This window comes from Enterobacter cloacae complex sp. 677-3DZ2D5B (assembly GCF_004136695.1).
Taxonomy (GTDB): Bacteria; Pseudomonadota; Gammaproteobacteria; order Enterobacterales; family Enterobacteriaceae; genus Enterobacter; species Enterobacter hormaechei_C.
Genome location: NZ_QFLS01000006.1, coordinates 88100 through 105901 on the forward strand (window position 1 = coordinate 88100; position 17802 = coordinate 105901).

Annotated in this window: 16 protein-coding genes and 1 other RNA gene; 7 read left to right on the forward strand and 10 right to left on the reverse strand. The window is 58.6% G+C overall.

Going from position 1 to position 17802, the window contains the following annotated elements; translation table 11 throughout:
- The first annotated feature begins 15 nt into the window (after window positions 1-15).
- The 3 genes from DD597_RS10250 to DD597_RS10260 are packed head-to-tail and all read left to right on the forward strand — an operon-like array spanning window position 16 to window position 3119.
- Window positions 16-2025 (forward strand): protein-disulfide reductase DsbD, encoded by a 2010-nt coding sequence (locus DD597_RS10250; RefSeq protein ID WP_129256153.1) that lies wholly within the window; start codon window positions 16-18, stop codon window positions 2023-2025.
- A 1-nt stretch (window position 2026) separates the two neighbouring features.
- Entirely contained in the window at window positions 2027-2629 is a 603-nt protein-coding gene (locus DD597_RS10255; protein WP_058662856.1) for a DsbA family protein, read from the forward strand.
- Window positions 2619-3119, forward strand: a complete 501-nt coding sequence (locus tag DD597_RS10260) for a protein disulfide oxidoreductase (protein ID WP_129256154.1) — start codon at window positions 2619-2621, stop codon at window positions 3117-3119. Before DD597_RS10255 ends, DD597_RS10260 begins: the two co-directional genes overlap by 11 nt.
- Window positions 3120-3121: 2 nt before the next feature.
- On the opposite strand, the gene DD597_RS10265 is transcribed toward DD597_RS10260, so the two are convergent.
- The 8 genes from DD597_RS10265 to DD597_RS10300 all read right to left on the reverse strand — a co-directional run bounded on the left by DD597_RS10265 (window position 3122) and on the right by DD597_RS10300 (window position 13153).
- Window positions 3122-3865: an SDR family oxidoreductase gene (locus DD597_RS10265; RefSeq protein ID WP_032610085.1), complete on the reverse strand. Its 744-nt coding sequence runs from the start codon at window positions 3863-3865 to the stop codon at window positions 3122-3124.
- A gap of 70 nt (window positions 3866-3935) precedes the next feature.
- The gene (gene gcvP / locus DD597_RS10270) at window positions 3936-6809 is read right to left on the reverse strand and encodes an aminomethyl-transferring glycine dehydrogenase (protein ID WP_129256155.1); all 2874 of its coding nucleotides are present in this window, start codon (window positions 6807-6809) and stop codon (window positions 3936-3938) included.
- Window positions 6810-6934: 125 nt separating this feature from the next.
- The gene (gene gcvH / locus DD597_RS10275) at window positions 6935-7324 is read right to left on the reverse strand and encodes a glycine cleavage system protein GcvH (protein ID WP_006811885.1); all 390 of its coding nucleotides are present in this window, start codon (window positions 7322-7324) and stop codon (window positions 6935-6937) included.
- Between the two features lie 23 nt (window positions 7325-7347).
- A complete protein-coding gene (gene gcvT, locus DD597_RS10280) occupies window positions 7348-8442 on the reverse strand; it encodes a glycine cleavage system aminomethyltransferase GcvT (RefSeq protein ID WP_003860107.1) in 1095 nt (364 codons plus the stop codon).
- A gap of 397 nt (window positions 8443-8839) precedes the next feature.
- On the reverse strand, window positions 8840-10042 hold the full coding sequence (ubiI, locus tag DD597_RS10285) for an FAD-dependent 2-octaprenylphenol hydroxylase (RefSeq protein ID WP_063855277.1): 1203 nt from the start codon (window positions 10040-10042) through the stop codon (window positions 8840-8842).
- Between the two features lie 12 nt (window positions 10043-10054).
- Complete coding sequence (gene ubiH, locus DD597_RS10290) at window positions 10055-11233, reverse strand: 2-octaprenyl-6-methoxyphenyl hydroxylase (protein ID WP_129256156.1); 1179 nt, start codon at window positions 11231-11233, stop codon at window positions 10055-10057.
- Window positions 11230-12543 carry a Xaa-Pro aminopeptidase gene (pepP, locus tag DD597_RS10295; RefSeq protein ID WP_100397570.1) on the reverse strand — a complete coding sequence of 438 codons (1314 nt, stop codon included), beginning with the start codon at window positions 12541-12543 and terminating at the stop codon, window positions 11230-11232. The genes ubiH and pepP overlap by 4 nt, the downstream gene beginning before the upstream one ends.
- Window positions 12544-12574: 31 nt before the next feature.
- On the reverse strand, window positions 12575-13153 hold the full coding sequence (locus tag DD597_RS10300; protein ID WP_003860099.1) for a YecA family protein: 579 nt from the start codon (window positions 13151-13153) through the stop codon (window positions 12575-12577).
- A 167-nt stretch (window positions 13154-13320) separates the two neighbouring features.
- Here DD597_RS10300 and zapA point away from each other — a divergent pair, with 167 nt between their 5' ends.
- The 3 genes from zapA (at window position 13321) to DD597_RS10315 (ending at window position 14496) form a co-directional block, all read left to right on the forward strand.
- Window positions 13321-13650 carry a cell division protein ZapA gene (gene zapA, locus DD597_RS10305; protein ID WP_003860096.1) on the forward strand — a complete coding sequence of 110 codons (330 nt, stop codon included), beginning with the start codon at window positions 13321-13323 and terminating at the stop codon, window positions 13648-13650.
- Window positions 13651-13691: 41 nt separating this feature from the next.
- Window positions 13692-13875: non-coding RNA, 6S RNA (ssrS, locus tag DD597_RS10310), on the forward strand.
- A 24-nt stretch (window positions 13876-13899) separates the two neighbouring features.
- Window positions 13900-14496, forward strand: coding sequence for a 5-formyltetrahydrofolate cyclo-ligase (locus tag DD597_RS10315; RefSeq protein ID WP_003860095.1), 597 nt, complete (start codon window positions 13900-13902; stop codon window positions 14494-14496).
- Window positions 14497-14598: 102 nt separating this feature from the next.
- Here the strand turns inward: DD597_RS10315 and serA are convergent, their stop codons facing one another.
- Entirely contained in the window at window positions 14599-15831 is a 1233-nt protein-coding gene (gene serA / locus DD597_RS10320) for a phosphoglycerate dehydrogenase (RefSeq protein WP_032610090.1), read from the reverse strand.
- Window positions 15832-16097: 266 nt separating this feature from the next.
- Window positions 16098-16757 carry a ribose-5-phosphate isomerase RpiA gene (rpiA, locus tag DD597_RS10325; protein WP_003860091.1) on the reverse strand — a complete coding sequence of 220 codons (660 nt, stop codon included), beginning with the start codon at window positions 16755-16757 and terminating at the stop codon, window positions 16098-16100.
- A gap of 127 nt (window positions 16758-16884) precedes the next feature.
- On the opposite strand from rpiA, the gene argP reads away from it, so the two are divergent.
- Complete coding sequence (gene argP, locus DD597_RS10330) at window positions 16885-17778, forward strand: DNA-binding transcriptional regulator ArgP (RefSeq protein ID WP_003860089.1); 894 nt, start codon at window positions 16885-16887, stop codon at window positions 17776-17778.
- Window positions 17779-17802: the final 24 nt, after the last annotated feature.

Below are 17802 nucleotides of genomic sequence, written 5' to 3' on the forward strand. Positions count from 1 at the left end.
TTACGGAGATAATTTATGTTTACTGTATTCAGGCGACTGCTGGTCTGCCTGCTTTGGCTATGGCTGCCCCTCAGCCAGGCTGCCGACAGCGGCTGGCTGCGCGCCGCCGATAATCAGCACGCCAGCGTCAGGCTGCGTGCGCAACCCGAAAGCACTGGCGAAACCCGCCTGCTGCTGGACGTCGCCCTGCAAAAAGGCTGGAAAACCTACTGGCGCTCGCCGGGCGAAGGGGGCGTCGCACCCGCGATTAAATGGCATCAGCCCGTCGAGGCGAAATGGCGCTGGCCTGTGCCGCAGCGTTTCGACGTCGCGGGTATCACCACGCAGGGCTATCACGGCGATGTCAGCTTTCCCATCACCCTGCGGGGCGACGTCCCGAAGATCCTGAGCGGCGTGCTTACGCTCTCCACCTGTAGCAACGTCTGTATTCTTACCGACTACCCGTTTTCACTGAACATGACCGCATCCGCAGGCGCCGGTTTTGATTACGATTTCAGTCGGGCCATGGGCACCCTTCCGCTCAGCGGCGGGTTGACCTCAACGCTTAACGCCACCTATGCCCCCGGCAAGCTGACCGTAACGGCGCAGCGTGACGCAGGCTGGCAGGCGCCGTCCCTGTTTATCGACGGTATGGATGATGTTGATTTCGGCAAACCGGCCCTCACCGTGCGCGGTGATTCGCTGGTCGCCACCGTGCCCGTGACGGACAGCTGGGGCGAGGCCGCGCCCAACCTCAGCGGCAAAACCCTGTCGCTGGTTCTGGCCGATAGCGGGCAGGCGCAGGAGTCCAGCCTGAGCATTCAGCCGGGGAACGCCGCGCCGACGCTCTCGTTAGGCTGGGTGCTGCTGATGGCGCTGGCGGGCGGTCTGATCCTTAACGTCATGCCCTGCGTACTGCCCGTGCTGGCCATGAAGCTGGGCACGCTGATGCAAACCGAACGGCAGGCGCGGGGTCAGGTACGCCGACAGTTTCTTGCGTCGGTAGCCGGGATCGTGATCTCGTTCCTCGCGCTGGCGCTGATGATGACGGTTTTACGCTTAGGCAATCAGGCACTCGGCTGGGGGATCCAGTTCCAGAACCCGTGGTTTATTGGTGCGATGGCGATGGTGATGGTGCTTTTCAGCGCCAGCCTGCTGGGGTTGCTTGAAATCCGTCTCCCTTCCGGCGCCAGCACCTTCCTCGCCACGCGCGGCGGTAACGGGCTTGCGGGTCATTTCTGGCAAGGCGCGTTTGCCACGCTGCTGGCGACACCCTGCACCGCGCCGTTCCTGGGTACGGCGGTCTCGGTCGCGCTGGCGGCGCCGCTTCCCCTGCTGTGGGGGATCTTCCTGGCGATGGGTATCGGCATGAGCCTGCCGTGGCTGCTGGTGGCGGCCTGGCCGGGGCTGGCCCAGCGCTTGCCGCGTCCGGGACGCTGGATGAACGTCGTACGCGTAGTGCTGGGGATAATGATGCTCGGCTCATCGCTGTGGCTGCTGAGCCTGCTGACGGTGCACATTGGCAGCCTGCCCGTCATCACGCTGGGCGTGCTCCTGATCCTTACGCTGCTGCTGGTCACCGCCTGGCGCTACCGCTGGCAAACGGCACTGCGCGCCGGGGTATTAGCTGTAGTAGTGGCCGGAGCAGTCGCGTTTGTATCCGGCTCCGGCGGCGAGGGTTCCCGCCGCGATCGTATCCACTGGCAACCGCTCAGCGAGCAGGCCATTGCCCGCGCGCTGGCGGAGAACAAACGGGTGTTCGTCGACGTGACCGCCGACTGGTGCGTGACCTGTAAAGCCAATAAATACAACGTGCTGCTGCGCGACGACGTGCAGGATGCGCTCTCCGCCCCGGACGTTGTCGCCCTGCGCGGCGACTGGAGCCGCCCCTCAGATACCATCAGCCAGTTCTTAACCACGCGCGGCAGCGCCGCCGTGCCGTTTAACCAGATCTACGGACCGGGATTACCGCAGGGCCACGTGCTGCCTGCGTTGTTAAGCCGCGAAGCGGTGCTGAGCACCCTGTCCGATGCAAAAGGAAAATAACATGAGAGCCTTAATAGCCTTACTTCTGCTGTCGTTATCAACGTTCGGTTTCGCCGCACCGTCAGATGACGCTTCCAGCGACCAGCTGGCAAAACTGTTGTTTAACGACCCCAACAGCCCGCGAACCGGCGCGGCATCGCCGAAGCTGACCATCGTCTCCTTCACGGACTACAACTGCCCGTATTGCAAGCAGTTCGACCCAATGCTGGAGAAAATCGTGCAGGAAAATCCCGACGTGCAGCTCATCGTCAAACTGCTGCCGTTTAAGGGACAAAGCTCGGTAAATGCCGCGAAAGCGGCGCTCTCAACGTGGCAGCAGGCGCCGGATAAATTCTGGGCGCTGCACCAGCGGCTGATGATGAAAAAGGGCTATCACGATGACGCCAGCATCGCCGCCGCGAAGGTCAAGACCGGAACGGACGGCATTAAAACGGATGATAAAACCATGGACAGCTTAAAGATGAACCTCATCCTGGCGCAGGTGTTGAATATTCAGGGTACCCCGGCGACCATTATCGGCGACCAGATGGTGGCGGGCGCCATTCCGTATGACGACCTGGAGGGGCTGGTCAAAGAACAGCTGGCAAACGCCCGTGGCAAGTAAGCTTTCGCGCCTGCTGCGCGAGCTGGGCGTGTGGCTGCTGATTGGCGTAGCCGTGAGCCTGGCGGTGGACTATTTCCGCCAGCCCGCGCTGCCGCAGAATTTCTCCGCGACGGCACAGCACACCCTCGACGGTCAGCCCGTCGATCTTATCGCCATGAGTAAGGAGCGACCGCTGCTGGTCTACGTCTGGGCGACATGGTGCGGCGTTTGCCGCTACACCACGCCGTCGGTGGCGGCGCTTGCCGCGGACGGGGGTAACGTGATGTCGGTTGCGCTGCGCTCGGGCGATAACGCGACGCTCGAAACATGGATGAGGAAGAAGAAGGTGATGATGCCCACGGTCAACGACGCCAGCGGAGAACTGGCGCGTGAGTGGGACGTTAAGGTGACGCCAACGCTGGTGGTGATCTCTCACGGTGAGGTGAAGTCGATCACCACCGGCTGGACCAGCGGCTGGGGAATGCGCCTGCGGCTGTGGCTGGCGTCTTAGCGTTACTTCCCGCCAGCCAGCTCCAGGAAGCTACCGGTAACATAGGAGGCTTTGTCGCTCAGCAGCCAGGCAATGGCCTGGGCGACCTCCTCCGGCTGACCGCCACGCTGCATCGGTAACATCGACTTCACCCGATCCACACGCCCCGGCTCGCCGCCGGAGGCGTGAATATCGGTATAAATCAGGCCTGGCCGCACGCCGTTAACGCGAATGCCCTGTGCCGCCACCTCCAGCGCGAGGCCGGTAGTCAGGGAATCCACCGCCCCTTTGGAGGCGGCATAATCCACATATTCCCCCGGCGCTCCCAGCCGTGATGCCGCCGAGGAGACATTCACAATCGCGCCGCCCTTGCCGCCGTGTTTATGCGACATGCGCTTCACCGCTTCACGGCAGCAGAGAAAATAGCCGGTGACGTTGGTAGCCAGCACGCGGTTAATACGTTCAGCGGAGAGGTTTTCAATGGTGGATTGTTCAAACAAAATTCCGGCGTTGTTCACCAGTGCGGCGAGCGGCTCACCTTCGCGATCGAGGCTGGCGAACATCGCCATCACCTGCGCTTCATCGCTGATGTCCGCGCGCATGGCAAAGGCTTTACCGCCCGCGTCCACGATCTGATTAATGACCTCTGTCGCGGCTTTGATGTTGTGATGAAAATTCACCGCAACGGTGTAGCCTTCGCTTGCCAGCTGTAGCGCGGTGGCTTTACCAATACCCCGGCTGGCGCCGGTGACCAGTGCAATTGCCATTCTTTTCTCCCAATAAAAAAGCCGGGTAGCGGCTTCGCTTTACCCGGCCTACGTTACTACAGGAACAACGTTACTGGTATTCGCTCATCGGTACGCAGGAGCAGAACAGGTTACGGTCGCCGTAAACATCATCAAGACGTTTCACGGTTGGCCAGTATTTGTTTACCACACCTGCCGGGAAGACAGCCAGTTCGCGGGTATAACCGTGGTTCCACTCTGCCACCAGTTCGTTCTGGGTATGCGGCGCGTTAACCAGCGGGTTATCTTCCAGCGTCCACTCCCCGCCTTTCACGCGGTCGATTTCGCTGCGGATCGCCAGCATGGCGTTGATAAAGCGATCCAGTTCCACCTTGCTTTCAGACTCGGTCGGCTCAACCATCAGCGTTCCCGCAACCGGGAAGGACATGGTTGGCGCGTGGAATCCGTAGTCGATCAGGCGCTTGGCAATATCCAGCTCGCTGATGCCCGTCTCTTCTTTTAGAGGACGAATATCGAGGATGCATTCGTGCGCCACGCGACCGTCGCGGCCGGTATAGAGCACCGGATAGGCGTCCTTCAGACGCGTTGCGATGTAGTTGGCGTTGAGGATCGCCACCTGGCTGGCCTGCTTCAGCCCTTCCGCGCCCATCATGCGGATATACATCCAGCTGATTGGCAGGATAGAGGCGCTGCCAAACGGTGCCGCGGAGACCGCGCCCTGACGGGTCAGCATGCCTTCAATCTGCACCACGCTGTGGCCCGGCACAAACGGTGCCAGGTGCGCTTTCACGCCGATTGGGCCCATGCCCGGGCCGCCACCGCCGTGCGGAATGCAGAACGTTTTATGCAGGTTCAGGTGCGACACGTCCGCGCCAATAAAGCCCGGAGAGGTGATGCCCACCTGGGCGTTCATGTTTGCGCCGTCGAGGTAAACCTGGCCGCCGAACTGATGCACCACTTCACACACTTCACGGATAGTTTCTTCGTACACGCCGTGGGTGGACGGGTAGGTCACCATGATGCAGGAGAGTTTGTCGCCCGCCTGCTCGGCTTTGGCGCGCAGGTCGGCCAGATCGATGTTGCCGTTTTTGTCGCACGCCACAACCACCACTTCCATTCCTGCCATCTGGGCAGAAGCCGGGTTGGTACCGTGGGCAGAGCTTGGGATCAGGCAGATATCACGGTGGCCTTCATTGCGGCTTTCGTGATAGTGACGGATCGCCAGCAGACCAGCGTATTCACCCTGCGCACCGGAGTTCGGCTGCATGCAGAGCGCGTCGTACCCGGTCAGCTTCACCAGCCAGTCGGAGAGCTGGTTGATCATCATGTGATAACCTTCCGCCTGCTCAGCCGGGCAGAACGGGTGCAGCTCAGAGAATTCAGGCCAGGTAATTGGGATCATCTCAGCCGCGGCGTTCAGCTTCATGGTGCAGGAGCCCAGCGGGATCATCGCCTGGTTCAGCGCCAGATCTTTACGTTCCAGCGAGTGCATGTAACGCATCATCTCGGTTTCGCTGTGATAGCGGTTGAACACCGGATGAGTCAGGATCGCGTCGTCGCGCAGCATGCTTTCCTGAATGGAGCGGCTGTCGAGCGCAACCTCTTTGTCGAGCGTATCAACGTCCAGACCGTGTGCGTCACCCAGCAATACGTTGAACAGGGTCAGGATATCGTCACGGGTGGTGCTTTCGTCCAACGTAATGCCGACCGCATTGTGAATGTCGCTGCGCAGGTTGATTTGCGCTGCCTCGGCGCGCGCCAGCACGGCCGCTTTGTCTGCCACCTCGACGCACAGGGTGTCGAAATAGTGTTCATGACGCAGTCTGAGATCTTTCTGTTGCAGACCGCAGGCCAGGATATCGGCCAGACGGTGGATGCGGCTGGCAATACGCTTCAGGCCTGCCGGACCGTGGAACACCGCGTACAGGCTGGCAATGTTAGCCAGCAGCACCTGCGAGGTACAGATGTTGGAGTTCGCTTTCTCGCGGCGGATATGCTGCTCGCGGGTCTGCATCGCCATGCGCAGCGCGGTGTTACCGGCGGCATCTTTCGATACGCCGATAATACGGCCTGGCATGGAACGTTTAAATTCATCTTTCGCGCCAAAGAACGCCGCGTGCGGGCCGCCGTAGCCCATCGGCACGCCGAAACGCTGGGCTGAGCCGAAGACAATATCCGCGCCCTGTTTACCTGGCGCCGTCAGCAGCACCAGTGCCATAAAATCAGCGGCGACGCTAATAATAACCTTACGGGATTTCAGCTCGGCGATCAGTGCGCCGTAGTCGTGTACTTCCCCGGTGGTGCCCACCTGCTGCAACAGCACGCCGAAGACGTCCTGGTGATCCAGCACTTTTTCAGCGTCGTCGACAATCACCTCAAAGCCGAAGGTTTCCGCACGGGTGCGCACCACGTCCAGCGTCTGGGGATGCACGTCCGCCGCGACGAAGAAACGGTTGGCGTTTTTCAGTTTGCTCACGCGCTTCGCCATCGCCATCGCTTCGGCGGCGGCGGTGGCTTCATCCAGCAGCGAGGCAGAGGCGATATCCATACCGGTCAGATCCAGCGTCACCTGCTGGAAGTTCAGCAGCGCTTCCAGACGGCCCTGGGAGACTTCTGGCTGATATGGGGTATAAGCGGTGTACCAGCCCGGGTTTTCCAGCATGTTACGCAGGATCACCGGCGGTAACTGCACGTTGGTGTAGCCCATGCCAATGTAAGACTTATAGCGCTTGTTAAGGCTGGCGATGGCCTTAAGCTCCGCCAGCGCGGCGAACTCCGTCGTGGACTCGCCTACCTGCGGCGGCGTGGCAAGCTGGATGTCCTTTGGCACGATCTGGCCGATCAGTGCGTTTAATGAATCCGCGCCAACTGTCTTCAGCATCTCCTGCTGTTGCTGAGCATCCGGCCCAATGTGACGTTCAATGAAGGCGCCACGGTTTTCAAGCTGGCTTAAAGTCTGTGTCATGAGCGATGGTTCCTGAAACGTGCAGTGAATGTGTTTTCTCCCTCTCCCTAAGGGAGAGGGCTGGGGTGAGGGTATCGTCTGTTCCCCTCACCCTACCCTCTCCCCAAAGGGGAGAGGGAAATGGCTTATTCGTCTTCCAGTAGTGCTTCGTACGCGGTCGCATCCAGCAGCGCGGCAACCTGCGCTTCGTCGCTGGCTTTGATCTTGAAGATCCAGCCGCCTTCATACGGTTCGCTGTTCACCAGCTCCGGGGAGTCGCTGAGCGCGTCGTTCACGGCAACAATTTCACCGCTTACCGGGGCGTAGATGTCAGAGGCCGCTTTAACGGATTCCGCCACCGCACAGTCATCGCCTGCGCTCACGGTTGCGCCCACTTCCGGCAGGTCAACAAACACCATGTCGCCCAGCAGCTCCTGCGCGTGCTCGGTGATCCCAACGGTGTAAGTGCCGTCCGCCTCTTTGCGCAGCCACTCGTGTTCTTTGCTGTATTTCAGTTCTGCTGGCACATTGCTCATTGAAGTTCTCCTGATAAAAATAGTTAGGCGACCGGCTTACCGGCGCGAACAAAAATCGGTTTGGTCACGTTGACCGGCATTTCGCGGTTGCGGATCTGCACCACCGCCGTTTCGCCAATCCCCGCCGGCACGCGTGCCAGGGCAATACTGTAGCCGAGCGTCGGGGAGAACGTTCCGCTGGTGATCACGCCTTCGCGATGATTGCCATCGGCATCGGTGAAGCGCACCGGCAGCTCGCCGCGCAGCACGCCTTTTTCTTTCATCACCAGGCCTACCAGCTGTTCAGTGCCCTTCTCGCGCTGCATCTCCAGCGCTTCACGACCAATAAAATCACGGTCAGCCGGTTCCCATGCGATGGTCCAGCCCATGTTGGCGGCCAGCGGAGAGACGCCTTCGTCCATCTCCTGACCGTAGAGGTTCATCCCCGCTTCCAGACGCAGCGTATCGCGCGCGCCCAGGCCCGCAGGCTTCACACCTGCCTCCACCAGCGCACGCCAGAAATCAGCGGCCTTCTCGTTTGGCATGGCAATTTCATAGCCCGCTTCACCGGTGTAGCCGGTGGTGGCGATAAACAGATCCCCCGCCTGCACGCCGAAGAATGGCTTCATGCCTTCGGTGGCTTTGCGCTGCTCGTCGCTGAACAGAGACGCGGCTTTCGCCTGGGCGTTTGGCCCCTGTACGGCAATCAGCGACAGATCGTCACGGACAGTGATGTCAATGGCGTAAGGTTCAGCGTGTTGGGAAATCCAGGAGAGGTCTTTTTCGCGGGTGGCGGAGTTTACAACGAGGCGGAAGAAATCTTCGGTGAAGTAGTAGACGATGAGGTCGTCAATCACCCCGCCAGAGGCATTGAGCATACCGGTATAGAGCGCTTTGCCCGGCGTCTTCAGTTTGGCGACGTCGTTTGCCAGCAGATAACGCAAAAACTCCCGGGTGCGGCTACCGCGCAGGTCGACAATCGTCATATGAGACACGTCGAACATACCGGCATCGGTGCGCACCGCGTGGTGCTCATCAATCTGCGAGCCGTAGTGCAGCGGCATCATCCAGCCGTGGAAGTCCACCATGCGGGCACCGCATAACACGTGCTGTTCGTACAAAGGAGTCTGTTGAGCCATCTTTTCCTCGTTGAAAAATTCACCGTGAAACCCGGTGTCGGCCTCGCGATCGGGGGCCGACGCAAACGTTCTCTTTTACCTGAACTTACCACCGAAACCGGCGGTTAACCATAAGGTAAAACGGGTCATCACATTAGCTTATGACCAAAAATCGCTGAAAAGCCTACAGAGTTATTCACTGGGAAAATGCGATTAAACCCGCATAAAATTAACAATGATCTAACAGGATTTAGCAGATGCTGATATTTCATGCGGAAAAATGGGCCGAATTTCCGTAACATAAAAATAGTAAGATTAGATTTTCTAATGCGAAAAATGACGTGAAATTAGATTATTTCAAACGAGGAAATTTCCCCGGCGCGCAGGCCGGGAAAATAAAGTGTGACGGGGATCGAGATTAACGTAACCAGTCGGGAAGATCGTTGAGGCCCATTGCCTGACGAAGAAGCTGCGGTTTTACTCCGGGAAGGGTGTCGGCCAGTTTGAGGCCAATATCGCGCAGCAGTTTTTTCGCCGGGTTCGCTCCGGCAAACAGCTCGCGGAAGCCCTGCATACCCGCCAGCATCATCGCCGCACTGTGTTTGCGGCTGCGCTCGTAGCGACGCAGATACAGATGCTGACCAATATCTTTGCCTTCCCGATGCAGGCGACGCAGCTCTTCAACCAGCTCAGCCGCGTCCATAAAGCCGAGGTTCACTCCCTGCCCGGCCAGCGGATGAATGGTATGCGCCGCATCCCCCACCAGCGCCAGACGGTGCGCGGCAAACTGACGCGCGTAGCGACCGGTTAACGGAAACGTCTGGCGTTCGCTTTCAAGCCCGCACAGGCCCAGACGGTTATCAAACGCCACGCATAGCGCCTGAATGAAGGCATCCGGCGTCGTCTCCTGCATCTGCTGCGCTTTCTCCGGCTCTAAGGACCAGACGATGGAGCAGAGATGCGGATCGGCAAGCGGCAGGAAGGCCAGAATGCCGTCATTATGGAAAATCTGGCGCGCCACGCCGCCATGCGGCTCTTCGGTGCGGATTGTGGCCACCAACGCGTGATGACGGTAATCCCAGAAGGTCAGCGGAATATCCGCTTTGTTACGGAGCCAGGAATTGGCGCCGTCGGCACCCACTACCAGACGCGCAGTCAGCATATCGCCACTTTCAAGAGTGATAAACGCGTCGTTTTCGCCCCACGCCACCTGCTGAAGTTTCGCCGGTGCGATCAGCGTGACGTCGCTGCACTGCTGCGCTTTCTGCCACAGCGCGTGGTGGATCACCGCGTTTTCAACGATATGTCCAAGGTGGCTGTACCCCATGCTTTCATCGTCAAACGCGATACGGCCAAAGCTGTCTTTGTCCCACACTTCCATCCCGTGATAGCAACTGGCACGGAGCGCCACGATTTCAGACCAGACGCCAAGGTGCGTCAGTAGCTTTTCGCTGGCGGCATTGATCGCCGAGACGCGAAGCTCTGGCGGTGCATCCTGCGCCACAGGCTGCGGCGCTTTTTGCTCAAGCACGGCCACGCGCAGGCCGCTGCCCTGTAAACCACAAGCCAGCGCCAGTCCTACCATTCCGCCGCCCACAATGGCGACATCAACATTTTGCACGGTCAATACTCCTTAACGCGCGACCCAACCCAGGGTCCGCTGCGCCAGCACGTCACGTGCCGGAATGAACAGTTCCATCGCCATAAGCCCAAGGTTGCGACCCGCAACCAGCGGTGCCCAGCGATTGGCAAACAGGTGGACTAAACCGTCGGTGACGCCAATGGTCGCCGCTTTGTCCGCCTGGCGTCGTTTCTGGTAATGGCTCAGCACTGAGTATGCGCCACAATCCTGTTGTTCGCTCCACGTTCGGGCCAGGAGCTCGGCCAGGCTCATCACGTCACGGAGGCCAAGGTTGAAGCCTTGCCCGGCGATGGGGTGTAGCGTCTGCGCGGCGTTGCCGACCAGGGCGACGCGATGGGAGACAGTCTGCGATACGGTCGTCAGCGCAAGCGGATAGGCCACGCGTTTTCCGGCGTGGGTGATGCGCCCAAGCCGCCAGCCGAAGGCCTTTTGCAGCTCGGAACAAAAACGTTCGTCGGACCAGGAGAGAACCTCATCGGCCCGATCCTGCGCATGGCACCATACCAGCGAGCAGCGCCCGTTCGACATCGGCAGCATGGCCAGCGGGCCGTGCTCCGTGAAGCGCTCAAATGCCCTGCCGTTATGCGCGCCAGCCGTAGAGACATTAGCGATGACCGCCGCCTGTCCATAGGGTTCAGAGCGCCATTCGACGCCGCACTGCGTGGCGATCGCGGAGCGTGAACCATCTGCCGCCACCAGCAGTTGCCCCTCCAGCGTGGTGCCGTTGTCCAGCGTCACGCTGACGGCCTCGTCACGGCGGCTGAAGCTGGCGACGCGCGCCGGACAGTGCAGCGTGACGCCAGGGGCATCCTGTAACAGACGGAACAGCCGCAGCCCCACGTCATGCAGCTCGACGACCTGCCCCAGTGCCTCAATTCGGTAATCGTGGGCATCCAGCGTCACAAACCCGGCGTGGCCGCGATCGCTGACGTGAACGGTGCCGATTGCCGTCGCGCAGTCCGCTATCGCCTGCCAGATGCCAATGCGCGCAAGCTGCTGGCAGGTTCCCTGGGCCAGCGCGATGGCGCGGGCATCGAAGCCGGGATGATCGGCCGCCTGCGGCGCAACCGCCTCAACAAGATGCACCGGAAGCTGGCCTTTGGTTAACTGCGAAATGGCCAGCGCCAGAGTAGCGCCGGTCATGCCTCCGCCAACGATGATCACGCTCATACGCGTGCCGCCGCCATCAGCGCCTCGATGTCGTCGGCTTTTTTCACCACGGTCGCGGTCAGGTTTTCGTTACCGGTTTCGGTGATGACGATGTCATCTTCAATGCGAATGCCGATCCCGCGGTACCGTTCTGGCACGTCGGCATCCGGCGCGATGTACAGCCCAGGCTCAACGGTCAGCACCATGCCTGGCTCCAGCACGCGCGAACGTTCCGGACCGTATGCCCCGACGTCATGCACATCCAGCCCCAGCCAGTGGCTCAGGCCGTGCATAAAGTACGGACGATGGGCGTTTTCGGTTATAAGGGTGTCCACATCGCCTTTCAAAATGCCGAGCTTCACCAGCCCGGTAATCATGATGCGCACCACCTCGCCCGTAACCTCCTGGATGGAGGTGCCAGGGCGGAACAGCGTCAGCGCGGTCTCCAGAGACTCAAGCACGATGTCATAGATTTCACGCTGCGCGGTGGTGAATTTACCGTTCACCGGGAAGGTACGGGTGATGTCGCCCGCGTAACCCTGATATTCACAGCCCGCGTCAATCAGCACCAGATCGCCGTCGCGCAGTTCACTTTCGTTTTCGGTGTAGTGCAGAATGCAGCCGTTTTCACCGCCGCCTACGATGGTGTTATAGGACGGGAAGCGCGCGCCGTGACGGTTAAATTCATGGTGAATTTCGCCTTCAAGCTGGTACTCGAACATACCGGGACGGCACTTTTCCATGGCGCGGGTATGCGCCAGGGCGCTGATTTCGCCCGCGCGGCGCATCACATTCAGCTCTTCTTCAGACTTAAACAGGCGCATCTCATGCACCATCGGTCGCCAGTCCGTCAGGGTGGCGGGTGCAGACAAATTCTGACGTGAGCCTTTACGCAGCTTATCCAGCGCGGTGAAGACAATGTCATCCGCATACGCGTATTCGCCCTGCGCGTGATAGAGCACGTCCAGGCCGTTCAGCAGTTGGTAAAGCTGCTGGTTGATTTCGCTGTAGGCCAGCGCACGGTCCACGCCCAGTTTTTCCGGCGCCGCCTCCTGCCCTAAGCGGCGGCCAAACCAGATTTCCGCGGTCAGATCGCGCACGCGGTTAAAAATCACGCTGTGGTTGTGGGTGTCATTGCTTTTAATCAGCACCAGTACCGCTTCCGGCTCGTTAAACCCGGTGAAGTACCAGAAATCACTGCTCTGGCGATAGGGGTATTCGCTGTCGGCGCTGCGCGTCACTTCCGGCGCGGCGAAAATCAGGGCAGCGCTTCCCGGCTGCATTTTTGCCAGCAGCGCCTGACGACGGCGAGAATACTCTTGACTGGAGATAACCATGACACCCTCCTGTGCGTTATTTTTCTTAGTGTAATGTTGGCTTGCGAACTTCCGGCGCGGTCGGCTGCGAGCGCGTAAAGTTGTCGTGGCACAGCAGAGACGCCACGCGCACGTACTCGATAATCTCTTCGAGAGACATTTCCAGCTCTTCCTGGTCTTCGTCTTCATCGTAGCCGAGCTGGGCGATATTACGCAGATCGTCGATCGCTTCACCCGCTTCGCCGGTCACTTTATCCAGTTTAGGCTGGGTTACGCCCAGGCCAAGAAGATAGTGGTTTACCCAACCCGCGAGCGCATCGGCGCGATCGAAGACGCTGACATCGTCGCCTTCAGGCAGATAAAGCTGAAAAAGAAAGCCATCGTCTTCCAGGGAATCGCTGGTTGCGGCGTGCATTTTACGCAGCGCTTCCGCCAGTTCGTGGCCAAACGCCAGCCCTTCGTTGGTGAGGTCGTGGATCAGCGGCTGCCATGAGCTGTCGCTGTTTCCGCCGCACAGTATGCCGCTGATCAGACCGTGCATTTCGGCAGGGGTCAGACCGACTCCCTGCTGGTTCAGTAACTGGTTTAAATCCTTGTAACCAGGCATTTCGTTCTGTATAGACATACGCATTCGTCATCAAAGGGAGGATATTCATGATATGCTACCACTTTGGACCCTGGTGATACCAGAAAAGGGCTTGTATCTTCACATCAGGGTAGCTATAGTGTCGCCCCTTCGCAGCCCCCGGGGCAGTAAGCGAAGGCAGCGCAGTCAATCAGCAGGAAGGTGGCATGTCTGCACAACCCGTCGATCTCCAGATTTTTGGCCGTTCACTGCGAGTGAATTGTCCGCCTGAACAAAGGGATGCCTTGAATCAGGCTGCGGACGATTTGAATCAGCGGTTGCAAGATCTAAAAGAACGCACTAGAGTCACAAATACTGAGCAGCTGGTTTTCATCGCCGCGTTGAACATCAGCTATGAACTGACTCAGGAAAAAGCGAAGACCCGCGATTACGCGGCAAGCATGGAGCAGCGCATTAAAATGCTCCAGCAGACCATAGAACAGGCATTGCTTGATCAAGGTCGCAGTCCCGAAAGACCGGGACCAAAGTTTGAATAACACTTCTCAGTTGACTATGGTAGAGTAACTGTGAAGACAAAATTTCTCTGAGATGTTCGCAAGCGGGCCAGTCCCCTGAGCCGATATTTCATACCACAAGAATGTGGCGCTCCATGGTTGGTGAGCATGCTCGGTCCGTCCGAGAAGCCTTAAAACTATGACGACACATTCACCTTGAACCAAGGGTTCAAGGGTTACAGCCTGCGGCGGCATCTCGGAGATTCCCTCTCTTTTCTTCTACCGACTACCATGACTCAATTCCCTGAAGTTTCTGCTTCACGCCAGGACATCCGTCAGCTTATTCGCCAGCGTCGTCGCGCCTTAAGCGCCGAGCAACAGGCACATTTTGCCCAGCAGGCCGCCGCCCGCATGATGGCCTATCCGCCTGTGGTGATGGCAAACACCGTCGCCCTGTTTCTCTCGTTTGATGGTGAGCTGGATACCCAACCGCTTATCGACCAGCTCTGGCGCGCCGGGAAAAAAGTTTATCTGCCGGTGCTACATCCCTTTAGCCGAGGCAATCTGCTGTTTCTGCACTACCATCCGCACAGCGAGCTGGTGGTAAATCGTCTGAAAATCACCGAACCCAAACTCGACGTGCGCGACGTGCTGCCGCTATCTGAACTGGATGTGCTGATTACGCCGCTGGTGGCGTTTGACGAGCAGGGCCAGCGATTAGGCATGGGCGGGGGGTTCTATGACAGGACGCTGCAAAACTGGCAGCAGTACGGATTGCAGCCGGTGGGGTATGCGCATGATTGCCAGGGCGTGGAGGTATTACCCGTAGAGAAATGGGATGTGCCGTTGCCGGCGGTGGTGACGCCCAGTAAAACCTGGACCTGGTAGAATAAAGCCGGGTGGCGGCTACGCCTTACCCGGCCTACATAAATCATCGAACATTGTAGGTCGGGTAAGCGTAAGCGCCACCCGACACCACAGACCGCACCATCAGTACAGCAGACGCGCGCGAATCGTCCCCGGAATGGCCTTCATGCTCTGCAATGCTTTCTCGGCGATGTCTTCATCCGCTTCAATATCAATAACCACATAACCCATCTGCGAGTTAGTTTGCAGATACTGCGCAGCAATGTTAACGCCCTGCTCGGCAAAGATCTGGTTGATGGCGGTCAGCACGCCAGGACGGTTTTCGTGGATGTGCAGCAGACGACGCCCACCGTGCAGCGGCAGAGACACCTCCGGGAAGTTCACCGCAGAGAGCGTTGAACCGTTGTCGGAATATTTACTCAGTTTACCCGCCACTTCCAGGCCGATATTCTCCTGCGCTTCCTGAGTAGAACCGCCAATGTGCGGCGTCAGAATCACGTTGTCGAACTCGCACAGCGGAGAGGTGAACGGATCGCTGTTAGTGGCCGGTTCCGTCGGGAACACGTCAATCGCCGCACCCGCCAGATGTTTACGCTTCAGCGCGTCGCACAGTGCAGGAATGTCAACCACGGTACCGCGCGCGGCGTTGATCAGCAGAGAGCCCGGCTTCATCAGCGCCAGCTCTTCTGCGCCCATCATGTTTTTGGTGGACGCATTTTCCGGCACGTGCAGGCTTACCACGTCGCTCATGTTCAGCAGGTCAGAAAGATGCTGCACCTGCGTCGCGTTACCCAGCGGCAGCTTGCTTTCGATATCGTAGAAAAACACGTGCATGCCGAGAGATTCCGCCAGAATACCGAGCTGCGTACCGATATGGCCGTAACCGATAATCCCGAGCTTTTTCCCACGGGCTTCGTAGGAGCCCGCAGCCAGCTTATTCCACACGCCGCGGTGCGCTTTGGCGTTAGCCTCCGGAATGCCGCGAAGCAGCAGCAGCAGCTCGCCAATTACCAGCTCCGCCACGGAACGGGTGTTAGAGAACGGCGCGTTAAAGACCGGGATACCGCGTTTTGCGGCGGCATTCAGATCAACCTGGTTGGTGCCGATGCAGAAACAGCCAATCGCCACCAGCTTTTCCGCCGCAGCAATAACGTCTTCAGTCAGTTGGGTACGGGATCGCAGGCCAATGAAATGGGCATCACGGATGGACGCTTTCAGCTCTTCGGTATCGAGCGCGCCTTTGTGAAATTCGATGTTGGTGTAACCTGCCGCACGAAGGCTATCGATTGCTTTTTGATGCACGCCCTCGACCAGCAGGAATTTAATCTTGTCTTTCTCCAGTGATACCTTTGCCATTTACCCGACCCTGTTTTTGTCTGAACTGATGTTGTGCTGGATATAAATCCGCTGTAGCCAACATATCAAAAAAAACTATTGCAGCAATATGAACGTTTGCGTCAGTACGCTGAAGGAAAGTCATACAGCGCAAAATGGCAGAGGAAAATGCTATGGAAATTTACAAACGCGGAAGGATCGACAAAAGAGACATAAAAACGTGACACAAGTCACCGAATTTAGCGTTTCAAAAATTTTTTAGCGGGGGGAGGACTCCCCCCGTCAGATCATTTTACGATGGTTTTCACGCCGTCAGCGGTGCCGATCAGCGCCACATCCGCGCCACGGTTGGCAAATAACCCTACGGTAACAACGCCTGGAATGCCGTTGATCGCATTTTCCAGCGCAATGGCATCGAGGATCTCAAGGCCGTGAACGTCGAGGATCACGTTGCCGTTGTCGGTCACCACACCCTGACGGTATTCCGGACGACCGCCCAGCTTCACAAGTTGACGGGCAACCGCGCTGCGCGCCATCGGGATCACTTCGACCGGCAGCGGGAAATTCCCCAGAATGTCGACCTGCTTGGAGGCGTCCGCGATGCAGATGAACTTATCCGCCACGGAAGCGATGATTTTTTCGCGGGTCAGCGCCGCGCCACCGCCTTTGATCATCTGCATGTGGCCGTTGATTTCATCCGCGCCATCAACGTAAATGCCCAGACGGTCCACTTCGTTGAGGTCGAAAACGGTGATGCCGAGGCTTTTCAGCTTTTCCGTGGAAGCATCGGAGCTGGAAACCGCGCCCTCGATCTGCCCCTTCATCGTGCCCAGCGCATCGATAAAGTGCGCCGCCGTCGACCCCGTACCAACACCGACAATGGTACCCGGCTGTACGTACTGGAGAGCGGCCCATCCTACTGCTTTTTTCAGTTCATCCTGCGTCATGATCGTTTTGCCTGTGGTGTGAAAACTCAGGGCGCATTATAGAACACGTCGAATGGATTTCGTCTGCCACGAAGGGAAAATTGTGTCATAGTGCAGATTAAGCAAAATTAAGGAGTCAGCCAGAGCAATGAAACGTCCGGACTACAGAACACTACAGGCACTTGATGCAGTTATTCGTGAACGCGGTTTTGAGCGCGCGGCGCAAAAGCTGTGCATCACCCAGTCCGCCGTATCACAGCGTATCAAACAGCTTGAAAACATGTTCGGGCAGCCGCTGCTGGTGCGTACCGTACCGCCGCGTCCGACAGAGCAAGGACAAAAGCTCCTCGCCCTGCTGCGTCAGGTTGAACTGCTGGAAGATGAATGGCTGGGCGATGAACAAACCGGCTCCACGCCGCTGCTGCTGTCGCTGGCGGTGAACGCCGACAGTCTGGCAACCTGGCTGCTGCCGGCCCTTGCGCCAGTGCTGGCCGACTCCCCAATCCGCCTGAACCTTCAGGTTGAAGACGAGACCCGCACTCAGGAACGCCTGCGCCGTGGCGAAGTGGTTGGGGCGGTCAGTATTCAGCCGCAGGCGCTGCCAAGCTGTCTGGTGGATCAGCTGGGCGCGCTGGATTACCTGTTTGTCGGTTCAAAAGCCTTTGCAGAGCGCTACTTCCCGAACGGCGTGACTCGCGCCGCGCTGCTGAAAGCCCCTGCCGTCGCGTTCGACCATCTGGACGATATGCATCAGGCCTTCCTGCAACAAAACTTCGATTTGCCGCCGGGCAGCGTGCCGTGTCATATCGTTAACTCGTCCGAAGCCTTCGTACAGCTCGCGCGTCAGGGCACGACCTGCTGCATGATCCCGCATTTGCAGATTGAGAAAGAGTTGAAAAGTGGTGAGCTGATTGATTTAACCCCGGGGCTGTATCAGCGCCGGATGCTCTACTGGCACCGTTTTGCCCCGGAAAGCCGCATGATGCGCAACGTCACCGACGCGCTACTGGCGTTTGGGCATAAGGTGTTGAGACAGGATTAATCGCTTGAATTCCCTCTCCCTGTG